Source organism: Mesonia sp. HuA40 (genome assembly GCF_008017835.1).
Classification (GTDB): Bacteria; Bacteroidota; Bacteroidia; order Flavobacteriales; family Flavobacteriaceae; genus Mesonia.
Genome location: NZ_VRLT01000059.1, coordinates 318,301 through 342,311 on the forward strand (window position 1 = coordinate 318,301; position 24,011 = coordinate 342,311).

Annotated in this window: 19 protein-coding genes; 9 read left to right on the forward strand and 10 right to left on the reverse strand. The window is 34.2% G+C overall.

Features of this window, described 5'->3' with window-relative positions:
• Positions 1-202: 202 nt before the first annotated feature.
• Together FT993_RS11080 and FT993_RS11085 are read right to left on the reverse strand one after the other, a co-directional pair.
• Positions 203-670: a copper resistance protein NlpE gene (locus FT993_RS11080; protein ID WP_147862609.1), complete on the reverse strand. Its 468-nt coding sequence runs from the start codon at positions 668-670 to the stop codon at positions 203-205.
• Between the two features lie 41 nt (positions 671-711).
• On the reverse strand, positions 712-1,359 hold the full coding sequence (locus tag FT993_RS11085; protein WP_147862610.1) for a rhomboid family intramembrane serine protease: 648 nt from the start codon (positions 1,357-1,359) through the stop codon (positions 712-714).
• 30 nt (positions 1,360-1,389) lie between these two features.
• On the opposite strand from FT993_RS11085, the gene FT993_RS11090 reads away from it, so the two are divergent.
• Together FT993_RS11090 and FT993_RS11095 are read left to right on the forward strand one after the other, a co-directional pair.
• Positions 1,390-2,313, forward strand: coding sequence for a lysophospholipid acyltransferase family protein (locus tag FT993_RS11090; protein ID WP_255504494.1), 924 nt, complete (start codon positions 1,390-1,392; stop codon positions 2,311-2,313).
• Between the two features lie 57 nt (positions 2,314-2,370).
• Positions 2,371-3,735 carry a peptide-N-glycosidase F-related protein gene (locus FT993_RS11095; RefSeq protein WP_222708312.1) on the forward strand — a complete coding sequence of 455 codons (1,365 nt, stop codon included), beginning with the start codon at positions 2,371-2,373 and terminating at the stop codon, positions 3,733-3,735.
• Between the two features lie 74 nt (positions 3,736-3,809).
• Here the strand turns inward: FT993_RS11095 and glmM are convergent, their stop codons facing one another.
• On the reverse strand, positions 3,810-5,192 hold the full coding sequence (gene glmM, locus FT993_RS11100; RefSeq protein WP_147862612.1) for a phosphoglucosamine mutase: 1,383 nt from the start codon (positions 5,190-5,192) through the stop codon (positions 3,810-3,812).
• Between the two features lie 93 nt (positions 5,193-5,285).
• Here glmM and FT993_RS11105 point away from each other — a divergent pair, with 93 nt between their 5' ends.
• The 5 genes from FT993_RS11105 (at position 5,286) to FT993_RS11125 (ending at position 15,048) form a co-directional block, all read left to right on the forward strand.
• Positions 5,286-5,909, forward strand: coding sequence for an ACP phosphodiesterase (locus FT993_RS11105; RefSeq protein WP_147862613.1), 624 nt, complete (start codon positions 5,286-5,288; stop codon positions 5,907-5,909).
• Positions 5,910-5,975: 66 nt separating this feature from the next.
• Complete coding sequence (uvrA, locus tag FT993_RS11110; RefSeq protein WP_147862614.1) at positions 5,976-8,822, forward strand: excinuclease ABC subunit UvrA; 2,847 nt, start codon at positions 5,976-5,978, stop codon at positions 8,820-8,822.
• Positions 8,823-8,841: 19 nt separating this feature from the next.
• Entirely contained in the window at positions 8,842-9,531 is a 690-nt protein-coding gene (locus FT993_RS11115; RefSeq protein WP_147862615.1) for a TIGR00730 family Rossman fold protein, read from the forward strand.
• Positions 9,532-9,688: 157 nt separating this feature from the next.
• Positions 9,689-12,391 carry a metalloprotease gene (locus FT993_RS11120; protein WP_255504484.1) on the forward strand — a complete coding sequence of 901 codons (2,703 nt, stop codon included), beginning with the start codon at positions 9,689-9,691 and terminating at the stop codon, positions 12,389-12,391.
• 245 nt (positions 12,392-12,636) lie between these two features.
• Entirely contained in the window at positions 12,637-15,048 is a 2,412-nt protein-coding gene (locus FT993_RS11125; protein ID WP_147862617.1) for a thiamine pyrophosphate-dependent enzyme, read from the forward strand.
• A 52-nt stretch (positions 15,049-15,100) separates the two neighbouring features.
• Here FT993_RS11125 and FT993_RS11130 read toward each other — a convergent pair whose 3' ends face one another.
• The 3 genes from FT993_RS11130 to FT993_RS11140 are packed head-to-tail and all read right to left on the reverse strand — an operon-like array spanning position 15,101 to position 18,023.
• Complete coding sequence (locus FT993_RS11130) at positions 15,101-16,675, reverse strand: PH domain-containing protein (RefSeq protein ID WP_147862618.1); 1,575 nt, start codon at positions 16,673-16,675, stop codon at positions 15,101-15,103.
• Positions 16,653-17,180 carry a PH domain-containing protein gene (locus tag FT993_RS11135; RefSeq protein WP_147862619.1) on the reverse strand — a complete coding sequence of 176 codons (528 nt, stop codon included), beginning with the start codon at positions 17,178-17,180 and terminating at the stop codon, positions 16,653-16,655. The genes FT993_RS11130 and FT993_RS11135 overlap by 23 nt, the downstream gene beginning before the upstream one ends.
• Before the next feature lie 3 nt (positions 17,181-17,183).
• Positions 17,184-18,023: a 1,4-dihydroxy-2-naphthoyl-CoA synthase gene (locus tag FT993_RS11140; protein WP_147862620.1), complete on the reverse strand. Its 840-nt coding sequence runs from the start codon at positions 18,021-18,023 to the stop codon at positions 17,184-17,186.
• Between the two features lie 187 nt (positions 18,024-18,210).
• On the opposite strand from FT993_RS11140, the gene FT993_RS11145 reads away from it, so the two are divergent.
• Both FT993_RS11145 and FT993_RS11150 read left to right on the forward strand, forming a co-directional pair.
• Positions 18,211-18,759, forward strand: a complete 549-nt coding sequence (locus FT993_RS11145; RefSeq protein WP_147862621.1) for a hypothetical protein — start codon at positions 18,211-18,213, stop codon at positions 18,757-18,759.
• Positions 18,760-18,761: 2 nt separating this feature from the next.
• On the forward strand, positions 18,762-19,727 hold the full coding sequence (locus FT993_RS11150; RefSeq protein ID WP_147862622.1) for a DUF4421 family protein: 966 nt from the start codon (positions 18,762-18,764) through the stop codon (positions 19,725-19,727).
• Here FT993_RS11150 and FT993_RS11155 read toward each other — a convergent pair.
• From FT993_RS11155 to FT993_RS11170, 4 genes are all read right to left on the reverse strand, one after another.
• Entirely contained in the window at positions 19,714-20,559 is an 846-nt protein-coding gene (locus FT993_RS11155) for a S1 RNA-binding domain-containing protein (protein ID WP_147862623.1), read from the reverse strand. The two genes, FT993_RS11150 and FT993_RS11155, sit on opposite strands and share 14 nt — an antisense overlap.
• Before the next feature lie 107 nt (positions 20,560-20,666).
• Entirely contained in the window at positions 20,667-21,005 is a 339-nt protein-coding gene (locus tag FT993_RS11160) for a DUF2853 family protein (protein ID WP_147862624.1), read from the reverse strand.
• A gap of 58 nt (positions 21,006-21,063) precedes the next feature.
• The gene (menD, locus tag FT993_RS11165) at positions 21,064-22,812 is read right to left on the reverse strand and encodes a 2-succinyl-5-enolpyruvyl-6-hydroxy-3-cyclohexene-1-carboxylic-acid synthase (protein ID WP_147862625.1); all 1,749 of its coding nucleotides are present in this window, start codon (positions 22,810-22,812) and stop codon (positions 21,064-21,066) included.
• 66 nt (positions 22,813-22,878) lie between these two features.
• A complete protein-coding gene (locus FT993_RS11170) occupies positions 22,879-24,009 on the reverse strand; it encodes a chorismate-binding protein (protein WP_147862626.1) in 1,131 nt (376 codons plus the stop codon).
• Between the last annotated feature and the right edge of the window lie 2 nt (positions 24,010-24,011).

Here is a 24,011-nt window from a genome sequence, read left to right on the forward strand (position 1 = left end):
AAAAGTGTATCTCCATAAGGACAGAATGATCGGCTGCTAAGCCAAAAGAACTTTCAAATACAGGCTCTGCGCTTCTATTGAATAAACCATCAAATTCTGTAATATTTTCATCTTCTTTTGTGCAGCCTGCACAAAAGAGAACTAAAATTAGGAGGCTGGAAACAGTAGGTTTAAACATTTTTTGTTATGGTATTAAAAAATCTTACTTTTTCATCAAATAGTAAAAAGCAGCAAGATCTCCTTCAATTTCCTCTTTAGCTTGGTTCAACTGAATAAGCTTATTTTCTAAAACCCTATAATAAGTGGGTCCGTCTTCTTCCTTAAGTTCAATTTCATTTCCATCTTTATTCCAAACAAACTTACCTGAAGAAATAAATGGTTCTTCATTTTCATCTAAATAAATTTCTTGCTTTTGATAGGTCATATCTTCATTTAGAATAATTGTCGTTTCTATCCCGCCACAATCTGCACAGGGTAAAACCCCTTCGTAGGTGGCAGCCCAATCTAATGAATTACGACTGGTATGCTCATCGATAGTCACTTCTGGTTCTTGCTCTTCAGGCTCGACCCCCTCAATACGGGCATCTTCAACACGAGAATTTTTTTGATCTGTTTTGCAAGAAAACAAAAGAGCAATTAAAATAAATAATAATAAACTGTTAGATTTCATAATTCAAAACATTTAGTTACTTATCTAAAATAAACAGAAGATTATAGTTTACCTATTCTTTTAAGAAAAAATAACAGAATTAAAGGAATTAATAACAATATAGCCATAAGTAAATTGGTTTGTAATAGGCTTGGTGCTAAAACAAGACTAATAAAGTAACCTGCCATAGCTCCACCAAAATGCGCATCATGCCCTATTAAATCATTTTGGGCCTTCATTCCGTAAAGGGTGTAGAGTAAGTACCCTATTCCAAAAACATATGCCGGAATGGGTATAATAAAAAATAAGCCCAACATCATATCTGGACGCAATAAAATAGCCGAATATAGCACTCCCATAACCGCTCCACTTGCACCTACGGCACTATAATAGCTGTTATTTTTATGCATTATAAACGAGAATAAGTTACCCGCAATTAAACTACCTAAATATATTATAATAAAAGCAAATACACCAAGATCATAAATTACCACATTAGCAAAGAAATATAGGGTAAGCATATTCACCAGGAGGTGTGTAGGATCAACGTGTAAAAACCCAGAACTTAAGAAACGAATGCGTTCTCCATTTTGTAAAGGCCCTATCATAAATTTATAACGATTAAAAAAATTGGCATCTTGAAAGCCTTTAAAAGATACAATTACGTTGATGGCAATAAATAATAGGGTAACTAATTCTATACTATTCATGTAACATTGGTTTGTGTTCAAAGATAGCATATCTTTGCAACAAAATGCGCCTACATGCAACGATTGATTTTTGTTTTTAGTTACCCTTTTTTATGGGTTCTAGCCATATTACCATTTCCATTACTTTATTTGATTTCTGACTTTGTATACTTTTGGGTTTATCACATTATTAGGTATAGAAGAAAAGTGGTAGATTATAATCTTGCGTTAGCTTTCCCAAAATTATCAGTCAGGGAAAGAAATAAAATCCGCAAAGAATTTTATCATCATTTTTGCGATTCATTTTTAGAAATGATTAAAACCTTAAAAATGAGCGACAAACAATTAAAAACCCGATTTAAGATTTTAAATCCAGAAGTGCTCAAAGAAATAGAAGCTCAGAAAAAAAGTTACATTTTATTAATGGGTCATTATGCCAGTTATGAGTGGGTTCACGCTTTGCATTTTCATGCTATTACTTTTAAAGCCTACGGTGTTTATAAGCCTATTAAAAATAAACATTTTGACAAGCTCATTCGCAAAATTAGAGGAAAATACAACACCCACATGCTGCCTAGCAAAATAGTTCCTAAAATAATTTTGAAAAATAAAAAAAATCAAACCCTAAGCAGTTATGGTATGGTTGCCGATCAATCTCCTCGTCCCAAGAAAGCAAAACACTATGTAAACTTTTTCAATCATAAAGTCCCCTCTTTTGTGGGACCAGAATATCTTGCAAAAAAATTAAATCTTAGCGTAGTTTATCTCCACGTTAATAAAACCAAAAGAGGAAAATATGAGGCTCGATTACAACCTATAACTTATACCCCTTACCAATACGAAGATTTTAAATTAACGGATATCTATTACGATTTGCTCGAAAAACAAATTAACGAAAATCCTGCTTATTACTTATGGACACACAAAAGATGGAAACACAAATTAAATGAACTTGATGCTAAAAATCCTGCATAAATTTTTACTATTAAGTTAAAAATTTTTACATTCGACAACAACTAAACTTGAACTAAAATGATTTTTAAAAACCACATTTGGAAAACGCTATTTTTTTGTTTTCTGGGCTTTACTGCTGTATTATTCTCTTGTAGTGATGATGAATCTTCCTCTGTTACCGAAGAAGATAAAACATTGGTAATTTCAACTAATATTAACAGTTTAACTTTTGAAGACACTGAATTGGGAAGTAATAGTAATCGAAATTTTTCATTGCAATATGCAAACCTCAACACTCCTATTAAAATTACAACGATGGGAGATTTCAAAATTGGATTTGATCTTGAAAATTTATCGCAAAGCATTGATATTTCAAATGAAGATAAAGAAACTACAAAAACTATTTACGTACAATTTACACCTACCCAAACTGGCATACAAAACAGTGAGTTAAAAATTGTGAATGGTGATGAATTCGAAAAAATTATCACTTTGCAAGCAAAAGGGAAAGAGAAAACCATAACGATGAGCACCTTTTCAGATAAGCGGGTAGCTTTTGGTAATGGGCACGACCAATCAGCGGTTCAGAGTTTTGATTTTCCTACCGATATTGATAAAGTTTCCCAAATTAAAATGTTTGTAAAATTAAGATGTCCAGCCGGTGGCTGTGATGAATGGGATGTTTTTGCTAATGTAAAGGTAAAAGACCCTGCAACTGGTGAATTTTATGAAATGGGCAGGTTTATAACCCCTTACTGGAATGACAACAGCCAACTTCCTCGTGGTTTTGAATATGATGTTACCGATTTTAAATCTTTACTTACCGGAAATAATGAATTGCGTATTCGTACAGAATGTTGGAATAGTAAAGGTTACCTAGTATCGGTTGAGTTCGATTTTATTTATGGTACACCTGATTATAAATATTCAGCCATAGTACCGATTATTGCTTATGATGATTGGTCATCTTCGGGAGTTCCTTACGGAAAAGCACATAATTTTGATCTCGATAAGTCGGTAAGTATACCTAATGAAGCCGAAAAAATACATTTGCGCTCTACTATTTCTGGTTGGGGACATGCGACACCTTATGATAGTGGCGGAAGAGGTTGTGCAGAATGGTGCTACAGAACCCATTATATAAAAATAAATGGTACTCAAAAATATACGCACGATATGGGACCCATTGGTTGTGCACAAAACCCTGTAAGTAATCAAGAGCCAGGAAACTGGAAACCTGATCGCGCTGGTTGGTGCCCTGGTATGGAGGTTCCCATAAGAATTGATGAAATGGAAAGTACCTGGGCTGGTCAGTCCTTTAATTTTGAATATGATTATGAAAACTGGACCAACAACGGTGCTAATGGTGACGCTTTTTATGCCACCAACACCTTTGTCGTAGTACAAAGTAACAATCCAATTAGTCCCGCGATTGTGAATTAATCAACTAACTTATTATTCAAAAAAAAGCCTTTCGAAATGATCCCGAAAGGCTTTTTCCATCTTAAATAGTATTACTAATTTAAGCTTTCCAACTCTTTTATAAAACGCACTGCCAATTGATCGGCTTCTTTCTGCGTTTTGGCTTCGGTGTAAATTCGAATAATTGGTTCTGTATTTGATTTTCTAAGGTGTACCCAACTTTCTTCAAAATCAATTTTCACCCCATCTATGGTACTCACCTCTTCTCCGCTATATTGCTTAGCCATCGTATCAAGTAAAGCATCAACATTTAATTCAGGTGTGAGCTGCGCTTTATTCTTGCTCATATAATAGCTCGGATAGGTTTTTCTAAGCTCCGAAAGACTAAGTTTTTTATTGGCCAAATGAGATAAGAAAAGGGCAATACCTACAAGGCTATCCCTACCATAATGCAAATTTGGTAAAATAATCCCTCCGTTGCCTTCTCCTCCTATAACCGCTTGTTTTTCTTTCATCAAAGCTACAACGTTTACTTCACCAACGGCACTGGCAAAATACGATCCCCCGTGTTTTTGAGTAATATCACGCAATGCCCTAGAAGAAGATAAATTACTTACCGTATTACCTTTTTGTTTACCTAAAACATAATCCGCTACAGCTACTAGGGTGTATTCTTCACCAAACATAGCACCATTTTCATCAATAAAAGCTAACCGGTCGACATCTGGATCAACAACAATTCCCATATCTGCATTTTCTTGAACCACCCTTTCGCTAAGGTCTGTCAAGTGTTCTTTTAATGGCTCTGGGTTATGCGGAAACTCCCCTGTAGGTTCACAAAACAATTTAACCGTATCAACCCCTAGGCGATCAAGTAAGCGAGGTACCGCTATACCTCCTGTAGAGTTTACCCCATCTACTACAACTCTGAAATCTGCGGCTTTAATAGTTTCTACATCTACCCAATCTAAGGCTAAAATCTCATCGATATGCAAATCTATATAAGCTTGATTTTTGGTAATTTTCCCTAATTCTTCAACTAAGGCAAAAGTAAATGATTCATCTTCGGCAATCTCTAAAATTCGTTTACCATCAGTTGCATTTAAAAATTCACCTTTATAATTTAGTAATTTTAGGGCATTCCATTGTTTTGGGTTATGACTTGCTGTAAGAATTATGCCACCGTCTGCATGTTCTAATTTTACCGCCATTTCTACGGTTGGAGTAGTTGATAAATCTAGATCTATTACTTGTATCCCCAATCCTACTAAAGTATTCATGACCAATTGCTGAATCATAGCCCCAGATATTCTGGCATCTCGGCCAATTACAACTCTATAAGTTTCTTTATTCCTATCTTCTTTTAGCCAGGTACCATAAGCAGCGGCATATTTTACGGCATCTATGGGGGTAAGATTATCTCCTACCCTACCACCAATTGTACCTCTTATTCCTGAAATTGATTTTATAAGTGTCATCGATTTTGTATTAATTAAAAAAACAAATATACTGTTGTATTGTAAGCTTGCAAAATACTTGTTTAAACAAAGCCTTTCACCTATCTTGTGCCTATGAATTATTTGGCACATATTTATCTATCTCAAGCAAGGCCAATGGTGGCTTTAGGCAATTTTATGGCAGATTCGGTAAAAGGTAATGACTATCAAAATTATAGCACCGCTATTAAAAAAGGAATTTTACTTCATCGTTCTATAGATAGTTTTACTGATAGTCATCCTGTTGTATATCAAAGTGCTCATAGGTTTTTTAACAAATTTAGACACTATAATAAGGTGATTAACGATGTGCTGTACGACCACTTCTTAGCCGTTAATTGGGCCGAGTATAGCATTGTTAACCTAGATGATTTTATTGAGAATTTTTATATTTTACTTGACCAACATAAATCGGTTTTACCGCAAAAAGTGAATCAGTTTTACCCTATTATGATTAAGCAAAATTGGCTCAAAAGTTACCAAAGTATATCGGGAATTACTCAAATACTAGATCAAATGTCACGTCGCATTCCTACCAAGGCACCATTATCAGAAGCCGTTCCCATTATGCAAAATCATTATTTACCTATGCAGAATGAGTTTAAAATTTTCTTTACGGATTTAATACAGCACTCCCAAGAAAAGCTGGCACTTTTAGATAAAGAATATCCTGAGGGAATAAATGAAAAATTTTATTAAAGGTTTAAGATTGGTATTTTCACTATAAGCTAATATTGGCTAAATTAGCGGTCTGCAAAATTTGTTATGAAGAACTCTGAAGATTTTATAGAAGTACTGGGCGCTCGAGTGCATAATTTAAAAAATATTGATGTCAAGATTCCGCGAGATCAATTGGTGGTAATAACCGGTCTCAGCGGTTCGGGTAAGTCATCCTTGGCATTTGATACCATATATGCAGAAGGCCAACGTAGGTATATAGAAACGTTTTCGGCTTATGCCAGACAATTTTTAGGTGGTCTTGAAAGACCTGATGTAGATAAAATTGAAGGGCTTTCTCCTGTCATTGCTATAGAACAAAAGACCACGAGTAAAAGTCCCCGAAGTACTGTTGGTACAATTACCGAAATTTACGATTTCCTACGACTTTTATATGCGCGAGCTTCTGATGCGTATAGTTATGAAACGGGAGAGAAAATGGTAAGTTATAGTGATGAACAGATTCAAGAACTAATTACTAAAAATTATCTAGGGCAACGTATTAACATTCTTGCTCCAGTTATCCGTTCCCGTAAAGGGCATTATCGTGAATTGTTTGAACAAATTGCTAAACAGGGTTTTGTAAAGGTACGCGTCGATGGTGAGATTGTCGATATAGAAAAAGGCATGAAGCTAGATCGGTATAAAACCCATGATATTGAGATTGTCATAGATCGATTAGCTATCGACGAAACAGAAAATACGCAAAAAAGACTATACAATAGTATACTCACTGCCTTAGACCAGGGAGAGGATGTACTCATGATTATTAAACAGGGAGATAAAAAAGAGCGTTATTTTAGTAGGACTCTAATGTGCCCTACTACGGGTATTTCTTACCCTAATCCAGAGCCTAATAACTTTTCATTTAATTCACCTAAAGGAGCCTGTCCTGTTTGCAATGGTATAGGCGAGTTGTATCAAGTAAACCAAGAAAAAATAATTCCAGACAATAAGAAGTCTATTCAAGCAGGCGGCTTAATACCTTATGGTGCTTACAAAAAAAACTGGGCTTTTAAACAGTTAGAACTTATAGCGCAACGCTATGATTTTAAACTTAACGATCCCATAAAAAAAATACCTCAAGAAGCACTCAATTTGATATTGCATGGAGGTAAAGAAAAATTCACCTCAATTTCTAAGGATTTAGGTGTTAAACGATCACATAAAATAGATTTTGAAGGTGTAATACCTTTTATAGATAAAACTTTTAACGACAACGATTCTAGGAAATTAAAAAGATGGGCCAAGGCTTTTATGGATAGAATTGGTTGTACCACTTGCGCAGGAACTAGGTTGCGTAAGGAGAGTTTATATTTTAAAGTCAATCATTTAAACATCGCTGAGCTAGCCCAAAAGGATATCGCTAGCCTAAGCCTATGGTTTGCTGAAATAAAACAACAGCTTAGTAAAAAACAAATTCAAATTGCCGAAGAAATTATTAAAGAAATTCAAACCCGCCTACAGTTTTTACTTGATGTAGGGCTAGATTATCTTAATCTTAACCGAAGTGCGAAAAGTCTATCTGGTGGTGAGGCACAACGTATACGTTTGGCAACTCAAATAGGCTCGCAATTGGTCGGGGTACTCTATATATTAGATGAACCTAGTATAGGCTTGCACCAACGTGACAATGAAAAATTAATCAATTCTTTACTCAATTTACGAGACGTAGGTAACTCTGTAATTGTAGTTGAGCACGATAAGGATATGATTGAACGTGCTGATTATGTTATTGACATAGGTCCTAAGGCAGGTAGAAATGGCGGTAAAATTATAAGCGAAGGAAGTCCCAAACAATTATTAAAACAGAATACCCTAACGGCATCTTATTTAAATGGAAAGGTTGCGATTGAAATACCAGAAAAAAGGAGAGATGGTAACGGCAAAAAAATAATCCTTAAAGGCGCCACGGGTAATAATTTAAAAAATATTACAGCTACATTCCCCCTAGGAAAAATGATTGTAGTTACCGGTGTTTCAGGAAGTGGTAAATCAACCCTTATTAATGAAACGCTGTACCCCATCATGAATGCGCATTATTTTAATGGGGTTAAAGAACCAAAACACTATAAAAACATAAAGGGGCTTGAACATATAGATAAGGTTATAGACATTAATCAGTCTCCAATAGGCAGGACACCACGATCAAATCCTGCGACTTATACAGGAGTATTTTCTGAAATTAGAAGTTTATTTGCTAAAACGCCCGAAGCCCAAATAAGAGGTTATAAGCCAGGAAGGTTTAGCTTTAACGTAAAAGGAGGAAGGTGCGAAACTTGTCGCGGAGCAGGTTTACGAGTTATCGAAATGAATTTTTTACCCGATGTTTTTGTGGAATGCGAAACCTGCCAAGGCAAACGGTTTAATAGAGAAACACTCGAAATTCGATACAAAGGAAAATCTATTAACGATGTTTTAGAGATGACCATCGATGAAGCTACAGATTTTTTTGAACCGGTTCCTAAGATTTACAGGAAACTCAAAACCATTCAAGATGTAGGTCTAGGATATATCAGTTTAGGACAACAAAGTACTACCCTATCGGGTGGCGAAGCGCAACGTATAAAATTGGCTACAGAATTATCAAAAAGAGACACTGGTAATACCTTTTACATTCTAGACGAACCCACCACTGGACTGCATTTTGAAGATGTAAATGTATTGATGAAGGTGCTGAATAAATTGGTGAATAAAGGGAATACTGTATTGATTATAGAGCATAATATGGATGTAATTAAATTGGCAGATCATATTATTGACATAGGTTTTGAAGGAGGTAAAAACGGTGGTGAAATTGTAGCTACAGGTACTCCAGAAGAGATAGTAAAACAAAGTAAAAGCTATACTGCCCAATTCTTGGCAAAAGAGCTTAAAGCTAACAAATTAAAATAACTTTATTAAGTAAATGAATATGAGAAACGAAAAAAGACACAAGGGATGGAATGAGATTAAAACCAATGATAGTTGGGCCATTTTTAAAATAATGGGTGAATTTGTTGAAGGCTATGAAAAAATGAGCCGAATTGGTCCTTGTGTTTCAATATTTGGATCGGCACGTACTAAAGAAGATCACAAATATTACCAATTGGCACAAAGCGTTGCTGCCAAAATTGTAGAACACGGCTACGGTGTCATTACAGGAGGTGGACCCGGTATTATGGAAGCTGGAAATAAAGGCGCGCACCAAGCGGGGGGCGTTTCGGTTGGTTTAAACATAGATTTGCCTTTTGAGCAGCATGATAATCCTTATATCGATAAAGATAAAAACTTAAATTTTGACTACTTCTTTGTTCGTAAAGTAATGTTTGTAAAATATTCTCAAGGTTTTGTAGTAATGCCAGGTGGTTTTGGCACATTAGATGAATTATTCGAAGCCATCACGCTAATACAAACCCATAAAATCGATAAATTTCCGATCATCTTAGTTGGACGCGAATTTTGGGGCGGTTTATTTGACTGGGTCAAAAAGACATTGTTAGACTCTTTTAATAATATCAGCGCAGGCGACATGGATTTAATACAATTGGTTGACACCGAAGAAGAGGTTATTGAAATACTCAATAAGTTCTACGATGAATTTAACTTAAGTCCGAATTTCTAAAAAAAATTTCTGGTACTTGCTTGTTATAAGTAAGTACCCATTGTTTTCTTTTATGCACAAGCACCTCTTTTTTTTTCTTATTTTAATTAAAGGCTCTTCTATTTTTGCCCAGCACGAAATAACTGCTCAAGTTACACTTCATACTGCAGAAAAGAAAATGAGAGTTTCGCAAAACTTAACTTTTAAAAACAATTCAAAAGATAGTCTCGAGGTAATTTATCTTAATGATTGGATAAATGCTTTTAAAAATAAACAAACACCTCTTGCCTATAGATTTAGAGAAGACTATCAGCGTAATTTTCACTACGCTAAAGCTTCAGAAAGAGGTAATACAAAAATTTTAAGTATACGAAATTTTGATTCTAATTTGAATTGGTTTCGACCCAAAAATCAACCTGACCTCTTGGTTATTCAATTAGAAAAAAAATTGCCTCCGCAAAAGCAAATTTCGATTAATCTCGAATATAATTTGAAAATACCCCACAGTAAATTCACTCGCTATGGCTATAAAGATTCAGATTTTATTTTACGATATTGGTTGCTTACCCCTGCAGTATATACTCAAAGTTGGAAGGTTTATAGCCATAAAAATGTAGATGATTTTTATATGGCGCCTATAGATTTAACCGTTGATTTTAAGGTGCCCGAAAATTATTATATTTTTTCTCATTTAAAAGAGGTACATAATAATCACTTAGCACAAACTAAAAATATCCGCCTTAGCGGAAAAAACCTCAGACAATTAGATATTCATCTTACCACTAACCCAGATTATGAGTATTTCGATACCGATTTAATGCAGGTGATTTCTAATATAGAAGATGACGAGGTACCCCAGCCTTTTCGAAATATTATTGTACACCGCATTTTACATTACCTAAATAAAAATCTGGGCCCTTTAAATCAAGATAAATTATTGGTTACGAGAACCGATTATGCCGATAACCCTGTATATGGTTTAAATCAACTCCCAAAATTCATACGCCCCTTCCCCGATGGTTTTCAATATGATATTAAAATGTTTAAAACCATTACCAATAAACTGTTTAAAGGACAATTAAATTTAGAGCCTAGAAAAGAAAATTGGATTAAAGAAGCTTTATTGGTGCATTTAATGATGAATTATGTAGAAACCTATTATGAAGACACCAAGCTTTTAGGCGCTTTTAGTGAACTTATAGGTATTCGTTGGTTCCATGCCTCCGAATTAGATTTTAATAAGCGGTATGCATTGTTGTACCAAAATATGGCACGCATTAATCTTGATCAAGCCATAACCACCACTCAAGATTCATTATTAAAATTTAATAAAAATATTGCAACGCCCTACAAAGCTGGTTTAGGATTAAATTATTTAAAAGATTATCTGGCCAATGAAGAAACGTTCAAAAAATCAATATCGGCATTTTATCAAAATAAACAAAAAGACTCTTTGGCCCTTTCCCAACTAAAGAGTGCATTTAAAACATATACAAAAAAGCCAATCGATTGGTTTTTTAATGAGTATATTGAAACTAATCTACCCATTGACTTTAAAATAAAAAAGATAACTATTAAAAACGATTCTTTACAAGTAGCCGTAATTAGTAAAAATCATAAAAATTTACCCGTTCCCGTGTACGGATTAAATGGCAAGAAAATAGTTAGCAAACGTTGGTTAAAAATTAAAAACGGAGAAGGTAAGATTCATATTTCTAAAGACGCTATAGACCGGGTAGGTTTAAATCATGAACAAATTATACCTGAATATAATCAGAGAAACAATTATAAAAGTCTTAAAGGAGTTTTTAATAAGCCACCCCAAGTAAGGTTGCTTATGGATATTGAAGACCCCTATTACAAGCAGCTTTTTTTAATTCCAGAATTTGATTATAATTTATATGATGGCTTCATTATAGGTCCTAAATTGCATAATCGTGCTGTTTTACCTCAAAATTTTAATTTTAATATTTCTCCAAAAATCGGTTTAAATAGTAATGCATTAATTGGTTCTATTGGTGTCTCTAGCAATACATTTTTTCAAAACCAAGAATTACATGCCATTCGGCTGGGGATAAGTGGTACCAGAATGTCTTATGCTCCAGATGCTTTTTATTACCGTGTTGTACCTTACTTTAGTTTAAATTTTAGAAATCCTTATTTACGCAGTAACCAAAGACAATCGTTAAGCATTCGAAGTGTAAATGTTCGTAAAGACCAGAGCTTATTTGCCACCAATCAAAATCCTGATTATAGTGTAATGAATTTACAGTACAATTATAGCGATAGAAACTTTGCCGATTATTTTACTGCAAATTTTGATTACCAAGTGGCTAAGAAATTCAGTAAAATCTCAGTAACAACAAAGTGGCGTAAATTATTTTTAAACAATAGGCAGTTAGAACTACGTGTGTTTGCCGGGGCGTTCTTGTTTAATGATACCCGTAATGAAGATTACTTTAGCTTTGCCCTTGACCGCCCGTCAGATTATATGTTTGACTACAATTATTACGGCAGAAGTGAAACCAGCGGTCTATTTAGTCAGCAGTTTATTGCGGCCGAAGGCGGCTTCAAGTCAAAAATTCAACCAGGTTTTGCCAACCAATGGATAAGCACAATTAATGGAAGTTTTAGTATTTGGAATTGGATTCACGCTTACGCCGATGCCGGCATAGTCAAAAATAAAAATAAAGATGCCAAATTTCTATATGATTCTGGTATAAGGCTTAGTCTAGTCCAAGATTATTTTGAGGTGTTCTTCCCACTGCAATCGAGTTTAGGTTGGGAACCCAGTCAATACAATTACGATCAAAAAATACGGTTTATTGTTGCCTTAGATTTAAAAACACTTGTAAGCCTTTTTAAAAGACGTTGGTATTAAGTTTTACGCGCCCAAGTTACACATAACAAATCAAAATAATTAGAAAAATTAGTAGTGTGAAAATGCTAACAAATATTTGCGATTTTTAGAATTACGCAACAATTAAGGCTTTTTAAATTGTTTTTTTATGATAATTTTAATCAAAAAGCCTTTATTAGAAATTATTATTAATACCTCAAATCATTTTCTATTGAAAATCTGATTCTAATTTCTTATCTTCGTGCCGTTCTCAAAAAGATTTAAGCATGCAGAAAGAAGTAAAAGAAAATATAGACCTTTCCTTTGAAGACTTTAAGTTAGAAGTTTTAAAAGACTATAAAACAGCCGTAATAAGCCGCGAATGCAGTTTACTCGGTCGTAGAGAAGTTTTAACAGGAAAAGCCAAGTTTGGGATATTTGGTGATGGTAAAGAAGTGCCTCAACTGGCCATGGCTAAGGCATTTAAAAATGGTGACTTTAGATCGGGTTATTACCGTGATCAAACCTTTATGATGGCGTTAAACCTATTATCTGTAGAAGAGTTTTTTGCAGGACTTTACGGAAATACCGATATTGAACAAGAACCAATGTCGGGAGGGCGTCAAATGGGTGGACATTTCGGAACCCATAGTTTGCAAGAGGATGGCCAATGGAAACCTATAGTTAATCAAGCCAATTCAAGTGCAGATATTTCACCTACTGCAGGCCAAATGCCTCGCTTACTAGGATTAGCTCAAGCTTCTAAAATTTACAGAAATGTTGAAGGTATAGATCAAGAATTGTTTTCTAATAAAGGCAATGAAATCGCTTGGGGAACCATAGGAAATGCTAGTACAAGTGAGGGTCTTTTTTGGGAAACCATAAATGCCGCCGGCGTTTTACAAGTTCCTATGGTAATAAGTGTCTGGGATGACGAATATGGTATTTCTGTTCATGCAAAACATCAAACTACAAAACAAAACATCTCTGAAATATTAAAAGGCTTTCAACGCGATGAAAAAGGCGAGGGATATGAAATAATTTGCGTTAACGGTTGGAACTACCCAGAATTAATTGAAGCTTATCAAAGAGCCGATAAAATTGCAAGAGAAGAGCATGTTCCTGTTTTAATTCACGTACGCGAACTCACGCAACCTCAGGGGCACTCTACTTCAGGGTCTCACGAGCGTTACAAATCAAAAGAGCGTTTAGAATGGGAAAAGGAATTTGATTGCAACGCACAAATGCGTCAATGGATTATTGCTAATAATTTTGCGAATGAAGAAGAGTTAGAAGCCATAGAAAAAGAGGCGAAAAAAACTGTGCGTGAAGGCAAAAAAGCTGCTTGGGAGAAAGTTATTGAGCCCGCTAAAACTGCTCAAAAGCAATTGATTGATATTTTAAATCAATTAGCTCCAGCATCACAAGCAAAGCAAAAAATTGAAGCGGTTACAAAAAAATTAGCCTCTCATAAAAACCCTGAAAAACACCAGGTTTTACAGGCAGCCAGAAATGTTTTACGTTTGATAATAAAAGAAAACCCTTCACAAAAATCGACTTTATTAAATTGGACAAAAGAGTTTAGTTCTAAAACCCAATTGGACTATAGTAGTCATTTGTATAGTGAGAGCGCTTCAACAGCATTAAATATTGAAGGTGTAGAACCAACTTATGATGAGGAGGCAGAGCTTGTTGATGCCAGAATAGTAATTCGAGATAATTTTGATGCTATTTTTGGTAGTAAACCAGAAACCCTAATTTTTGGGGAGGATAGCGGAAACATTGGTGACGTTAACCAAGGCTTAGAAGGTTTGCAAGAAAAGTATGGCGAATTACGAGTGGCCGATGCGGGTATTCGCGAAGCAACAATTCTTGGACAAGGAATTGGTATGGCTATGCGCGGATTAAGACCTATTGCAGAAATTCAATACTTAGATTACTTATTGTATGCTCTGCAGATAATGAGCGATGATTTGGCAACTTTGCAATATAGAACAAAAGGAAAACAAAAAGCGCCACTAATTGTACGAACAAGAGGCCATCGATTAGAAGGTATATGGCATAGCGGATCACCTATGGGAGGTATTATTCACCTTTTAAGAGGAATTCACATATTGGTACCCCGAAACATGACCAAAGCTGCAGGATTTTACAATACTATGCTAGCCAGTGATGAACCGGCTCTAATTGTTGAATGTCTTAACGGTTACCGCTTAAAAGAAAAGTTACCTAATAATCTTGGAGAGTTTAAAACACCTATTGGTGTAGTTGAAACCATTAGAGAAGGAAAAGATATTACCCTTGTTTCATACGGATCAACATTAAGGATAATTGAAGACGCTGCGGAATTATTAAGTGAAATAGGTATAGATTGTGAAATTATAGATGTACAATCGCTACTACCTTTTGATTTAAATCACGATATTGTAAAAAGTGTGGCTAAAACAAACAGGTTATTGGTTATCGATGAAGATGTTCCAGGCGGAGCTTCTTCTTATATACTTCAGCAAATAGTAGAAAAACAAAATGCTTATGTTCACTTAGATAGTAAACCGCAAACCTTGACCGCCAAAGCACATAGACCTGCTTACGGTACAGATGGGGACTACTTTTCTAAGCCTTCTGTTGATGATGTTTTTGATAAAGTATATTCAATTTTTAATGAAGTAAATCCAAAACAATTTCCATCTATGCTATAGTTTAAAACGGATATTATAAATTAAAAAGCCTTCAGTTAAACTGAAGGCTTTTTTACATCCAAGCCTGTTGCGATGATTCTACACGATAGAGCAAATAATTCAATTGAGCACAATAACTCTTGGGAAGATAATTAAAACGTAAATCTCCAGCAGCGGTATGAAAAGTAATATGAACCAACTCTCTTTTCCTTAAGAAAATAGGTTCATGAACGCTAATAGCTTGTATCTTGAAAAGCTCAATATATTTTCTTTTTTTAAACCAAACACCTTCGCTTTTTATTATAAAATTTGGAGTAATAGCCAATTTAGAACGCTGAAAAATAAAAATTTGTAGTATTAACAGAATAAATCCAACAGGAATTAGAATTAGGGCCAGCAATTCTATTCTAAACCAACCTACAAAATAATTTAAAAAGAATGCACCCCCAGTTAGTAGTGAAATTATAACTAATCGCTTAACCAGCCAAATAGGATTCATTCTAACGAATTCTCCTTTTTCTAATTTTACTGAAAACAAAAAGTTTTGAATTTGCAGCAACTTATTTAAAGTTAAACCAGGAATAATAAGACTATTTTTTTTTACCTGATCATCACTGCCAATTAGTGCTAATTGAAGCCGATGTAAATCGAACCGACTTTGTAATGGATTCGAGCTATGGGTTACTATTTGAACTCGATTCGGATTTAAACTCCATTTTGTATTGGTTTTTAAACCCATTTCAACTTCTAAAGATTCTTTTTTCTTGGTGATCTTAAGCTCAAAATATTTTAAAATAGTTTCTATAATACTTACTAGGATACTTAAGCCAAATAATATGAAAAAACTGAGAACCAATACCAAAGTTATTTCAAATACACTAGTATACTCTTTTTCCAAATACTCCTCTGCCCCTTTCCAATATGCATTATCATCAACAAATTGAGAAAATTGACCATATACGGTACTTATAAACACTATGATTAATCCTAGACCTCTGAAGTAGTTGCTGGTTAATCCCAATAATAATAACTTCTTAAGACCTAATTTATAAGTCCACTCGACATTATTCTTTAATAAAGAATCCTCGGCCTGTTCAAAATCATTTTCATTTAAATCTTCCTTTAACAAGTCATTACTTAATTCTTTATTTACAGAAGATTCTTCCGCTTTAAGCGCTAATAATTCTTGTTGTAAGGCCAATGCTTTATCTTCTGATAATGCCTTGATTTCAATTTCTTTATCTGAACTACCGGCAGACTCTACAACCAAACTACAAACCCCTATAATTCGGTGAATAATCGACCTTTTAACATAAACTTGTTGTATTCTTTGTAAGGAAATATCTAGGGTATTCGTGGAAAAAACACCCTGTTTGAGAACAAACCTATAATTTTTATAATCAATATGAAATTTAAAATTCTTATAAGATAAGTAACTAAAAACCAACACTATTAAGAATAATAAACTTAAACCCAAAGTGACATAAAACCAGTAATTACTTAGCTTTTGGGTGAGTGCACTATAAAGAAAAATGGCAATAAGGCCCCGAGTAAATTTGTATAAAGAATAAAGAAAAACAAACAAAATACCCAGTTTATTTTGGTTCTGTGGTATAGCAAAGAGCTTATTCTGTTCTTTCTTCGGCATCGATTAACTGAATTATAAATTCTTTAATTTTTAAGGCTTCTTCAGGCAAAAGACCTACAATACTAATATCACTACCTGAACCTCCTGCGGTATATATCCTAAGCACAGCCAGCCCCAGTTTTTTATCTAAAAAGCTTTGCTTTGATGCCACGTGTTGTATACGGTTAAAGGGAATGACAGTAGTTTTTTTCATCAACCAACCCCTTTGAAAAATCACATCTTTCTGTCTTAAAGCATAACCTATACTCCTATAGCGTTTAAAACTTAAAAAGACACCTAATAAAACAAGGAAAAAAGCAAAAAGACTGCTTATCTTGAAAACCCATATAGGAATGCCCCAATTTAAATTAACAAGGGCTAATAAAATCAAGCTATAAACGAGGCAAAAGATGGCCCATTGCAAGACCATCTTTTTAAAATAAGTTTTTACACTCCCTTTTAAATAAACCGATTCAAAATCAGGTAAATCATCTAGGTCAATTGAATTATTTACAAAATCTTTCATTATTTAAGGCAACCATTTTTTATCAAAGTTTGGTTTTCTTTTTTCTAGAAAAGCATCTCTACCCTCTTTGGCTTCATCTGTCATATAAGCCAATCGAGTTGCTTCCCCTGCAAAAACTTGTTGACCTACCATTCCATCATCGGTTAAATTCATTGCGAATTTTAACATTTTAATAGAGGTTGGACTTTTTGCTAGAATTTCCTGTGCCCATTCATAGGCGGTATCTTCTAATTCATCATGCGGTACTACGGCATTCACCATTCCCATTTCAAAGGCTTCTTGAGCCGAATAATTACGCCCTAAAAAGAATATTTCGCGTGCCTTTTTTTGTCCTACCAATTTCGCTAAGTAAGCTGAGCCATAACCTGCGTCAAAACTGGTTACATCTGCGTCTGTTTGTTTAAAAATTGCGTGTTCTTTACTAGCTAAAGTCATATCACATACCACATGTAAGCTATGTCCACCTCCTACTGCCCAGCCGGGTACCACACAAATCACTGCTTTTGGCATAAAACGAATGAGGCGTTGTACTTCAAGAATATTTAATCTATGGTACCCGTCCTCCCCAACATAACCTTGATGCCCTCGTGCTTTTTGGTCTCCGCCACTACAAAAGCTATACACACCATCTTTGGGTGATGGCCCTTCTGCAGACAGTAAAACTACACCAATACTCGTATCTTCTTGTGCATCGTGAAATGCATCTAAAAGTTCTGATGTAGTTTTGGGTCTAAACGCATTTCTAACCTCGGGTCGGTTAAATGCAATTCGAGCTACCCCGTTACTTTTCTTATAAGTTATATCTTCATATGTTTTTGCGGTCTGCCAATTTATTTTACTCATGCTTAAATTTTTTTATAAGATTTAATTTTATTAATTCTAATATCAATTTACAAATGTCTTAAAAGTAATAACAATTTCATAAAGACTAGATAAATAGCAAAAATAGCTAATAATTAAGTACAGTTACTCTATTATTAATATCTTTAGCATAGTTTTTGCTTTAAAATTATTCCGCGAAAAGCTGATTATGAAAAAATTTTTATTACTTCTTTTTATGTCAATAGCCATGTTTGTAAACGGGCAAGAGCTAAAACAAGCACAAAAGATTCCACAGGCAAATTACAACTTAGAATTGCCCTTGCGCTTGAAAAACCATAGCCTTGCATTAGGCACTTTTTTAAGCGCTATAGAATCAAAAGAACGTAACTTTAGTATACCGCCAATAAAAATGCATCAATTTTCTACTTTTAAAAAGATTGATATGCTTGCTTTAGCTGAAGAAAAACACTATAATAAAAATAAGGCAAACTACTCTATGCAATTGCCTACTAGACAGCTAGAGCAAATTAAACAAAGGGTTGAAGTCTATTATGACTCAAGAAGCAATTTTAAACGTCAAACGGAATTTAGTGTAGACACAGATCCTAGAAAAACTAGAGACGGAGGTATTAAAAATGAAGCTTACGAAGATATGAGTAGGCCCTTTATTCGAAATCCATATGGATATTTTTATAGAGGAAATTATATGGGCAACAAAAATGCAAGAGGTAGAAATTTCAATTTTTATCTTAATTAATTATGTTTCAACGAGATTTACTTTGTATTCTAGTTTTAGCATGTTCAACTATATTCTGTATTCGTGCACAGGACAGTCTATCCCAAACTCAATACTTTAGGCAATACCCAGATAAGGTTTTAATTAGAACCAATCTGATTAATACGAGTAATGAATTTTCTTTATATAATGAAAAATTAAAAACTAATATTGAGGTTATACCAAATAGAAAAACAACTTTAGGTCTGTCTTTTAATTATGATTTATTAGCATTTAGTTTTGGCTTCGCACCAAAAATATTTAATAGTAACCGAGATAAGGAAGATGGACAAATTTTTTCCTTTTCTTTAAATTTATATCCAGGACCGTGGATTCAAGAGATTGATTTCTATAAACAAAATGGTTTTAAGGTACGGGCAGTAGACAACGCTTCTTCTCATTTACCAAATGCCAGTTCGCTAAAAATAAAAGGTAAAACCGGATTTAATTTTAATCCTAATTTTTCTTTTCGGGCTAAAAATTTCGAAAATCAAAGACAAATGATTAGTGCTGGTAGTTTTATACCAGCCATTTCTTACTCGTTTACAGCACTACGTAAAATTCGGGTTTTAGATCAAATAGAAAATGCAAATTTTTACACCATAGCTATAAATCCAGCTTATCACTATAATTGGGTTATTAATGAACACTTTTTAGTTGCCGGCGGATTTTCGTTAGGCTTAGGAGCCTTTCACACTAGTGACAGGGCGAGTAGTTCTACGCATCTACTCACTACTAGTAGTTTAGACCTAAGTTTGGGGTATACAACAGATGCTTTTTACTCTGGTATTCGGGCTTATACCCAAGTTCAAAATCAATCAAGTAGTTCACACGCGAAAGTTGATGACGCTGTGCGCTACTTTTCTGTAGTTATTGGTTACCGATTTGATGCTCCTAAATTTCTTAAAAAAACCAATGAAGATTTACGCCGATGGCTTAATTCTCTATAAGATAAATTCCTTCTGGCTTTATTTCTATCATTCGTTTTTTATAAAGCGTACCTATTGCGCGTTTGAAGCTTTTCTTACTCATAGCTAAAAACTTTTTTATTTGCTCAGGTTCTGATTTATCATGCAAAGGCAAGAAGCCATTTTGAAGCTGTAATTCGTGTATAATCTTATCGGCATTAGGCTCTATGCTTCTATAGCCTGGTCGTTTGAGTACAATATCAATTTTATTGTCTTTCCTTGTTTTTTTAACCCAACCTTTAAGCTTATCTCCAGTTTTTAAATCTTGGAAAACATCATCATGATAAACTAAGCCTTGATGTATATCATTTACAATTACATTAAACCCTAATTCCGTTTTATTGGCTATCCACAGGTCTACCTGCTCAAAAGGAGCTACAGTTAAAGATGAATTATCTAAAAAATGTAATACTTTACTTGAAGCAACCAACCTTTCTGAAGTTTCATCTAAGTAACAAAAAACAAGATACCAATCTTCTTCTTTCATAGGATAGGCTTGCTCTTTAAAAGGTACAAATAAATGTTTTTCTAATCCCCAGTCTAGAAACGCACCTAGTTTATTTACTTCTACACATTTTAAATAAGCAAATTCATCTAAGGCTACATAAGGAGTCAAAGTAGTTGCTACTGGCCGCTCTTCGTGATCTAAATAAACAAAAACCTCTATTTCATCACCAATTTCAAAATCTTCTGGCTTGTATTTGTTAGGAAGTAATACTTCGTTTTCTTTTAACCCAGAATCATCTCTTAAAAAAAGCCCAGGAGGGGTATCGCGATCTATAATAAGTTTGTGTGTTTGCCCAATTGCAAGCATAGCTATAAATTTTGTACAAATGTACACATAATGATTTTGGTAAATTTCATTAAACAAAAAAAGAACCTAAAAAAGGTTCTTTTCGTTCTTCTATGATTTAAACAAAATTAATTGTAAACAGATTCTTTGTTAAAATGTTTCGTTAACAAGTAGTATACAACAGCTCTATATTTATTTGGTTTTGAACGTCCGTAGGCATCTATAACCTTGTTTATAGCATCCATCAAATCATCAGAATCAGGCAAACCTAACTTTTTAATTAAGAAGTTATTTTTAACGGTTTGTAATTCTTTATCGTCTGATCCTGATACTGTCGAAGCATCTCTATTATAAATAGATGGTCCTAAACCCTTTGCCACTTTACGTAATAGGTCGATGTCGTGATTACCTTCTATTTCGTCTAGGTGTTTGATGTAATCACCCATCTTTTCATCAAATTTACTCATAATTTTATTTGTTAGTATTTTAATATAATGCTCAAGATAAATTTATTTTTCTTTTTAATCAAGTTTTTTTCAAATTATTCGTTTTGTATTTAAAATAATTTTTTAACAAAACATCATTGGGCTCATTCCCTGTGAAAATTTCAACCAATTGGGGTTTATCATTTTGTTGAAAAACATTATACAAGCAGTCTGTCAATGTTGTTTCTTCGTGCACCGGATGGTATTCAAAACCAAACATTTTACAAAGGTGAGATGCATTTAATTGATGTTTGGTTTCAAAAAATGTTTTAAAAGTAGGATTTTCTTGTGCTCCTGGTAAAATTTTAAAAATTCCGCCTCCACCGTTATTGATTAAAATAATTTTAAAATTATGCGGAATATAATTATTCCACAAAGCATTAGAATCATAAAAAAAACTGAGATCACCTGTGACTAGGGTCGTAGGATAACCACTAACAATGGCGGCGCCAATCGCAGTAGAACTGCTTCCATCAATACCGCTTGTTCCCCGATTACAATAAATATATTGATGAGGTTTAAATTTAAAAAGTTGGGCGTATCGAATGATACTGCTATTAGAAAAATGAACCAGCTGTTTTTCGGGTAAAGTTTGTACCAATAACTCAAAAGCTTTCAAATCTGAAAAAGGTAAATTTTTCATATATTCCTTATGGTGAGTATCCCTTTGATTCTTTTTATTTATCCAAAACGCTTGATAATCACTTTCTACTTCTTTAACCATTGGAAAAAAAACACTAAAAAAATGATTTATGGTCACATCAAAATGTTTATTTAAACAAAAGTAGGTATTCAAGGCTTGGTTGGTTCCTACATGCCAATGCTCTTTAGGTTTATAGTTTCTTAGAAATGCTTTTACTTTCTTTGAAATAATAAGACCGCCTAAACTAATTAAAATATCTGGTTGTAATTTTTCAAAAGCTTCAGCTGGATTAGGTATATTTTCAAGTGGTGCAATTAGCTTATCTATGCGAGAGATTAAATTTGGGTGGTGCCAGTTTGATGTAGTTTCAGTAAAAATAAGCACCGACGAATCTTTCGCCAAAATTTCTAAATATTGCTGCTCTATGCTATTAGGCGGCAAAACGCCAACAATAATTAGTTTACGCTTGGCTTTGCTCCATTTATCTGCAAAAGGTTTCACCTCCTGCATCTCTAACTTTTTACTAGCTAAGTTGGGTTCAATTATCAAAGGAGCGACTGTAGGTTGATCTACCAGACCATATAACGGCTCATAAAAAGGTACATTGATATGAACCGGTCCATTCTTCTCAATAGCCGTATTTAAAGCTAAATTAATTTCACGCTGATTATGCAACTTCGCCTCTCCAAATTTTTGCTGAATTTTCTCATCGTTAGGGTATACATCTGTAACCACCTCAGAATGTAAATTGGCTTCGTATAAAATGTGATTGCTAAAGACATTTTTTTGTCTAATGGTTTGCCCATCACCAATATCTATACGCTCTACGGGTCTGTCTGCAGAAATTACCACCAAAGGTACATCGCTATAAAAAGCTTCAGCTATAGCAGGATAGTAATTTAGTAAAGCACTACCAGAAGTGCACAATAACGCTACAGGCTTTTTTATTTGTTGTGCCATCCCCAGAGCTACAAAAGCAGCAGATCTTTCATCTACAACACTAAAAGCTTTAATTTCAGGATGATTTGAAAAACTTATAGTAAGCGGGGCATTTCTTGAACCGGGAGATATCACAATATGATTAATACCCTTTGACAAGCATAACAAGACAACCGACTGAGCTAATGGAATGCTCGAAATTTGCATAAATTAAATTTTATTTCAAAATTAGTAAAATACCCTGTATAAAAAGATTAATAATTGCAAAGCTTACTATAAAATAGAGGCTAGAGTACTGGCTTTTTTTAAAGTCTCTTCCCACTCCATTTCTGGAACTGATTCATCTGTGATTCCTCCTCCTAAATACAGATGAACACAACCTTCATTTAATTTCATACAACGTAAATTTACATATAAATCAGTTTCTTTACTCAAGCTTCTAAAAGCTGAATTTTCTACGTTACGCTTTCGCGGATTGCGGTCTTGGGTAACCGGTTTATTTATTTCTCCTAAATATCCTGCATAATAACTGCGTTTATAATTTTCGTTTTCGGCTAAGAAACAACTAGCTTCATCTTTTGGTGTTCCACAAACCGCAGGTGTAGGATGCAATTGCTTTATAATTTCTTTCATTTTTTCTGGATTAAACTTAGCACTGATATCAGTTTTTAAATGCGCAACTTTTCCCGCAACCTGCGTTTTTAGATTTGAAATTTCAATTTGCTCAACTCCATCGATAGTATTTAAGTTATCTTTTATAAAAGAAGTAACAAAGGCTTGCTCTTTTTTCTCCTTTTCTCCCCATACAAAAGTTGTTTGAGTTTCATTGGCACTTTGAGTTCCTGCCAAGGCCATTGTTTTTAATTTATTTCTATGCGTTCTAACTAAAACTTCAGGGGTAGCGCCTAACCATAGCCCTTCGTCGGGGTGGTACCACATATATACAAAGGCTGAGTCATACTTATAAAGCAAACGTTTAAAATAGGTTAATGCTTCACCTTTAGCCGCATATTTTGCGATTCGTGAAACTACGATTTTTTGGCAACCACCCTGCTTAATTTCATCAATCGCTGCAGAAACAAGTTTTATATGCTGCTGCTTTTGAAACAAAAGTTCTTGTTCTACTGGCAAGACTGTGGGCTCTACATAATCTATTGAAGATTTATCAAAACTAGTTAACTTCAAAATTTCGGCATCTCTAATTGAAAAAAAGTAGCTGGCTTCATCTTTATAAAATGGTGCAAAAATAAAACCTTCTTGTTGATGCCGCTTAAAAGTTTGCTTTGCTAACTTCTGTTGTAATTGAGCGGTCACAAGGGACTGACCTGGTTTTCGATATACAACCAAAGGTTTTTGAGCCTTTAAATGCTTGGTTATAGAATTAAAGAAAAGGTTACTTTCCATAA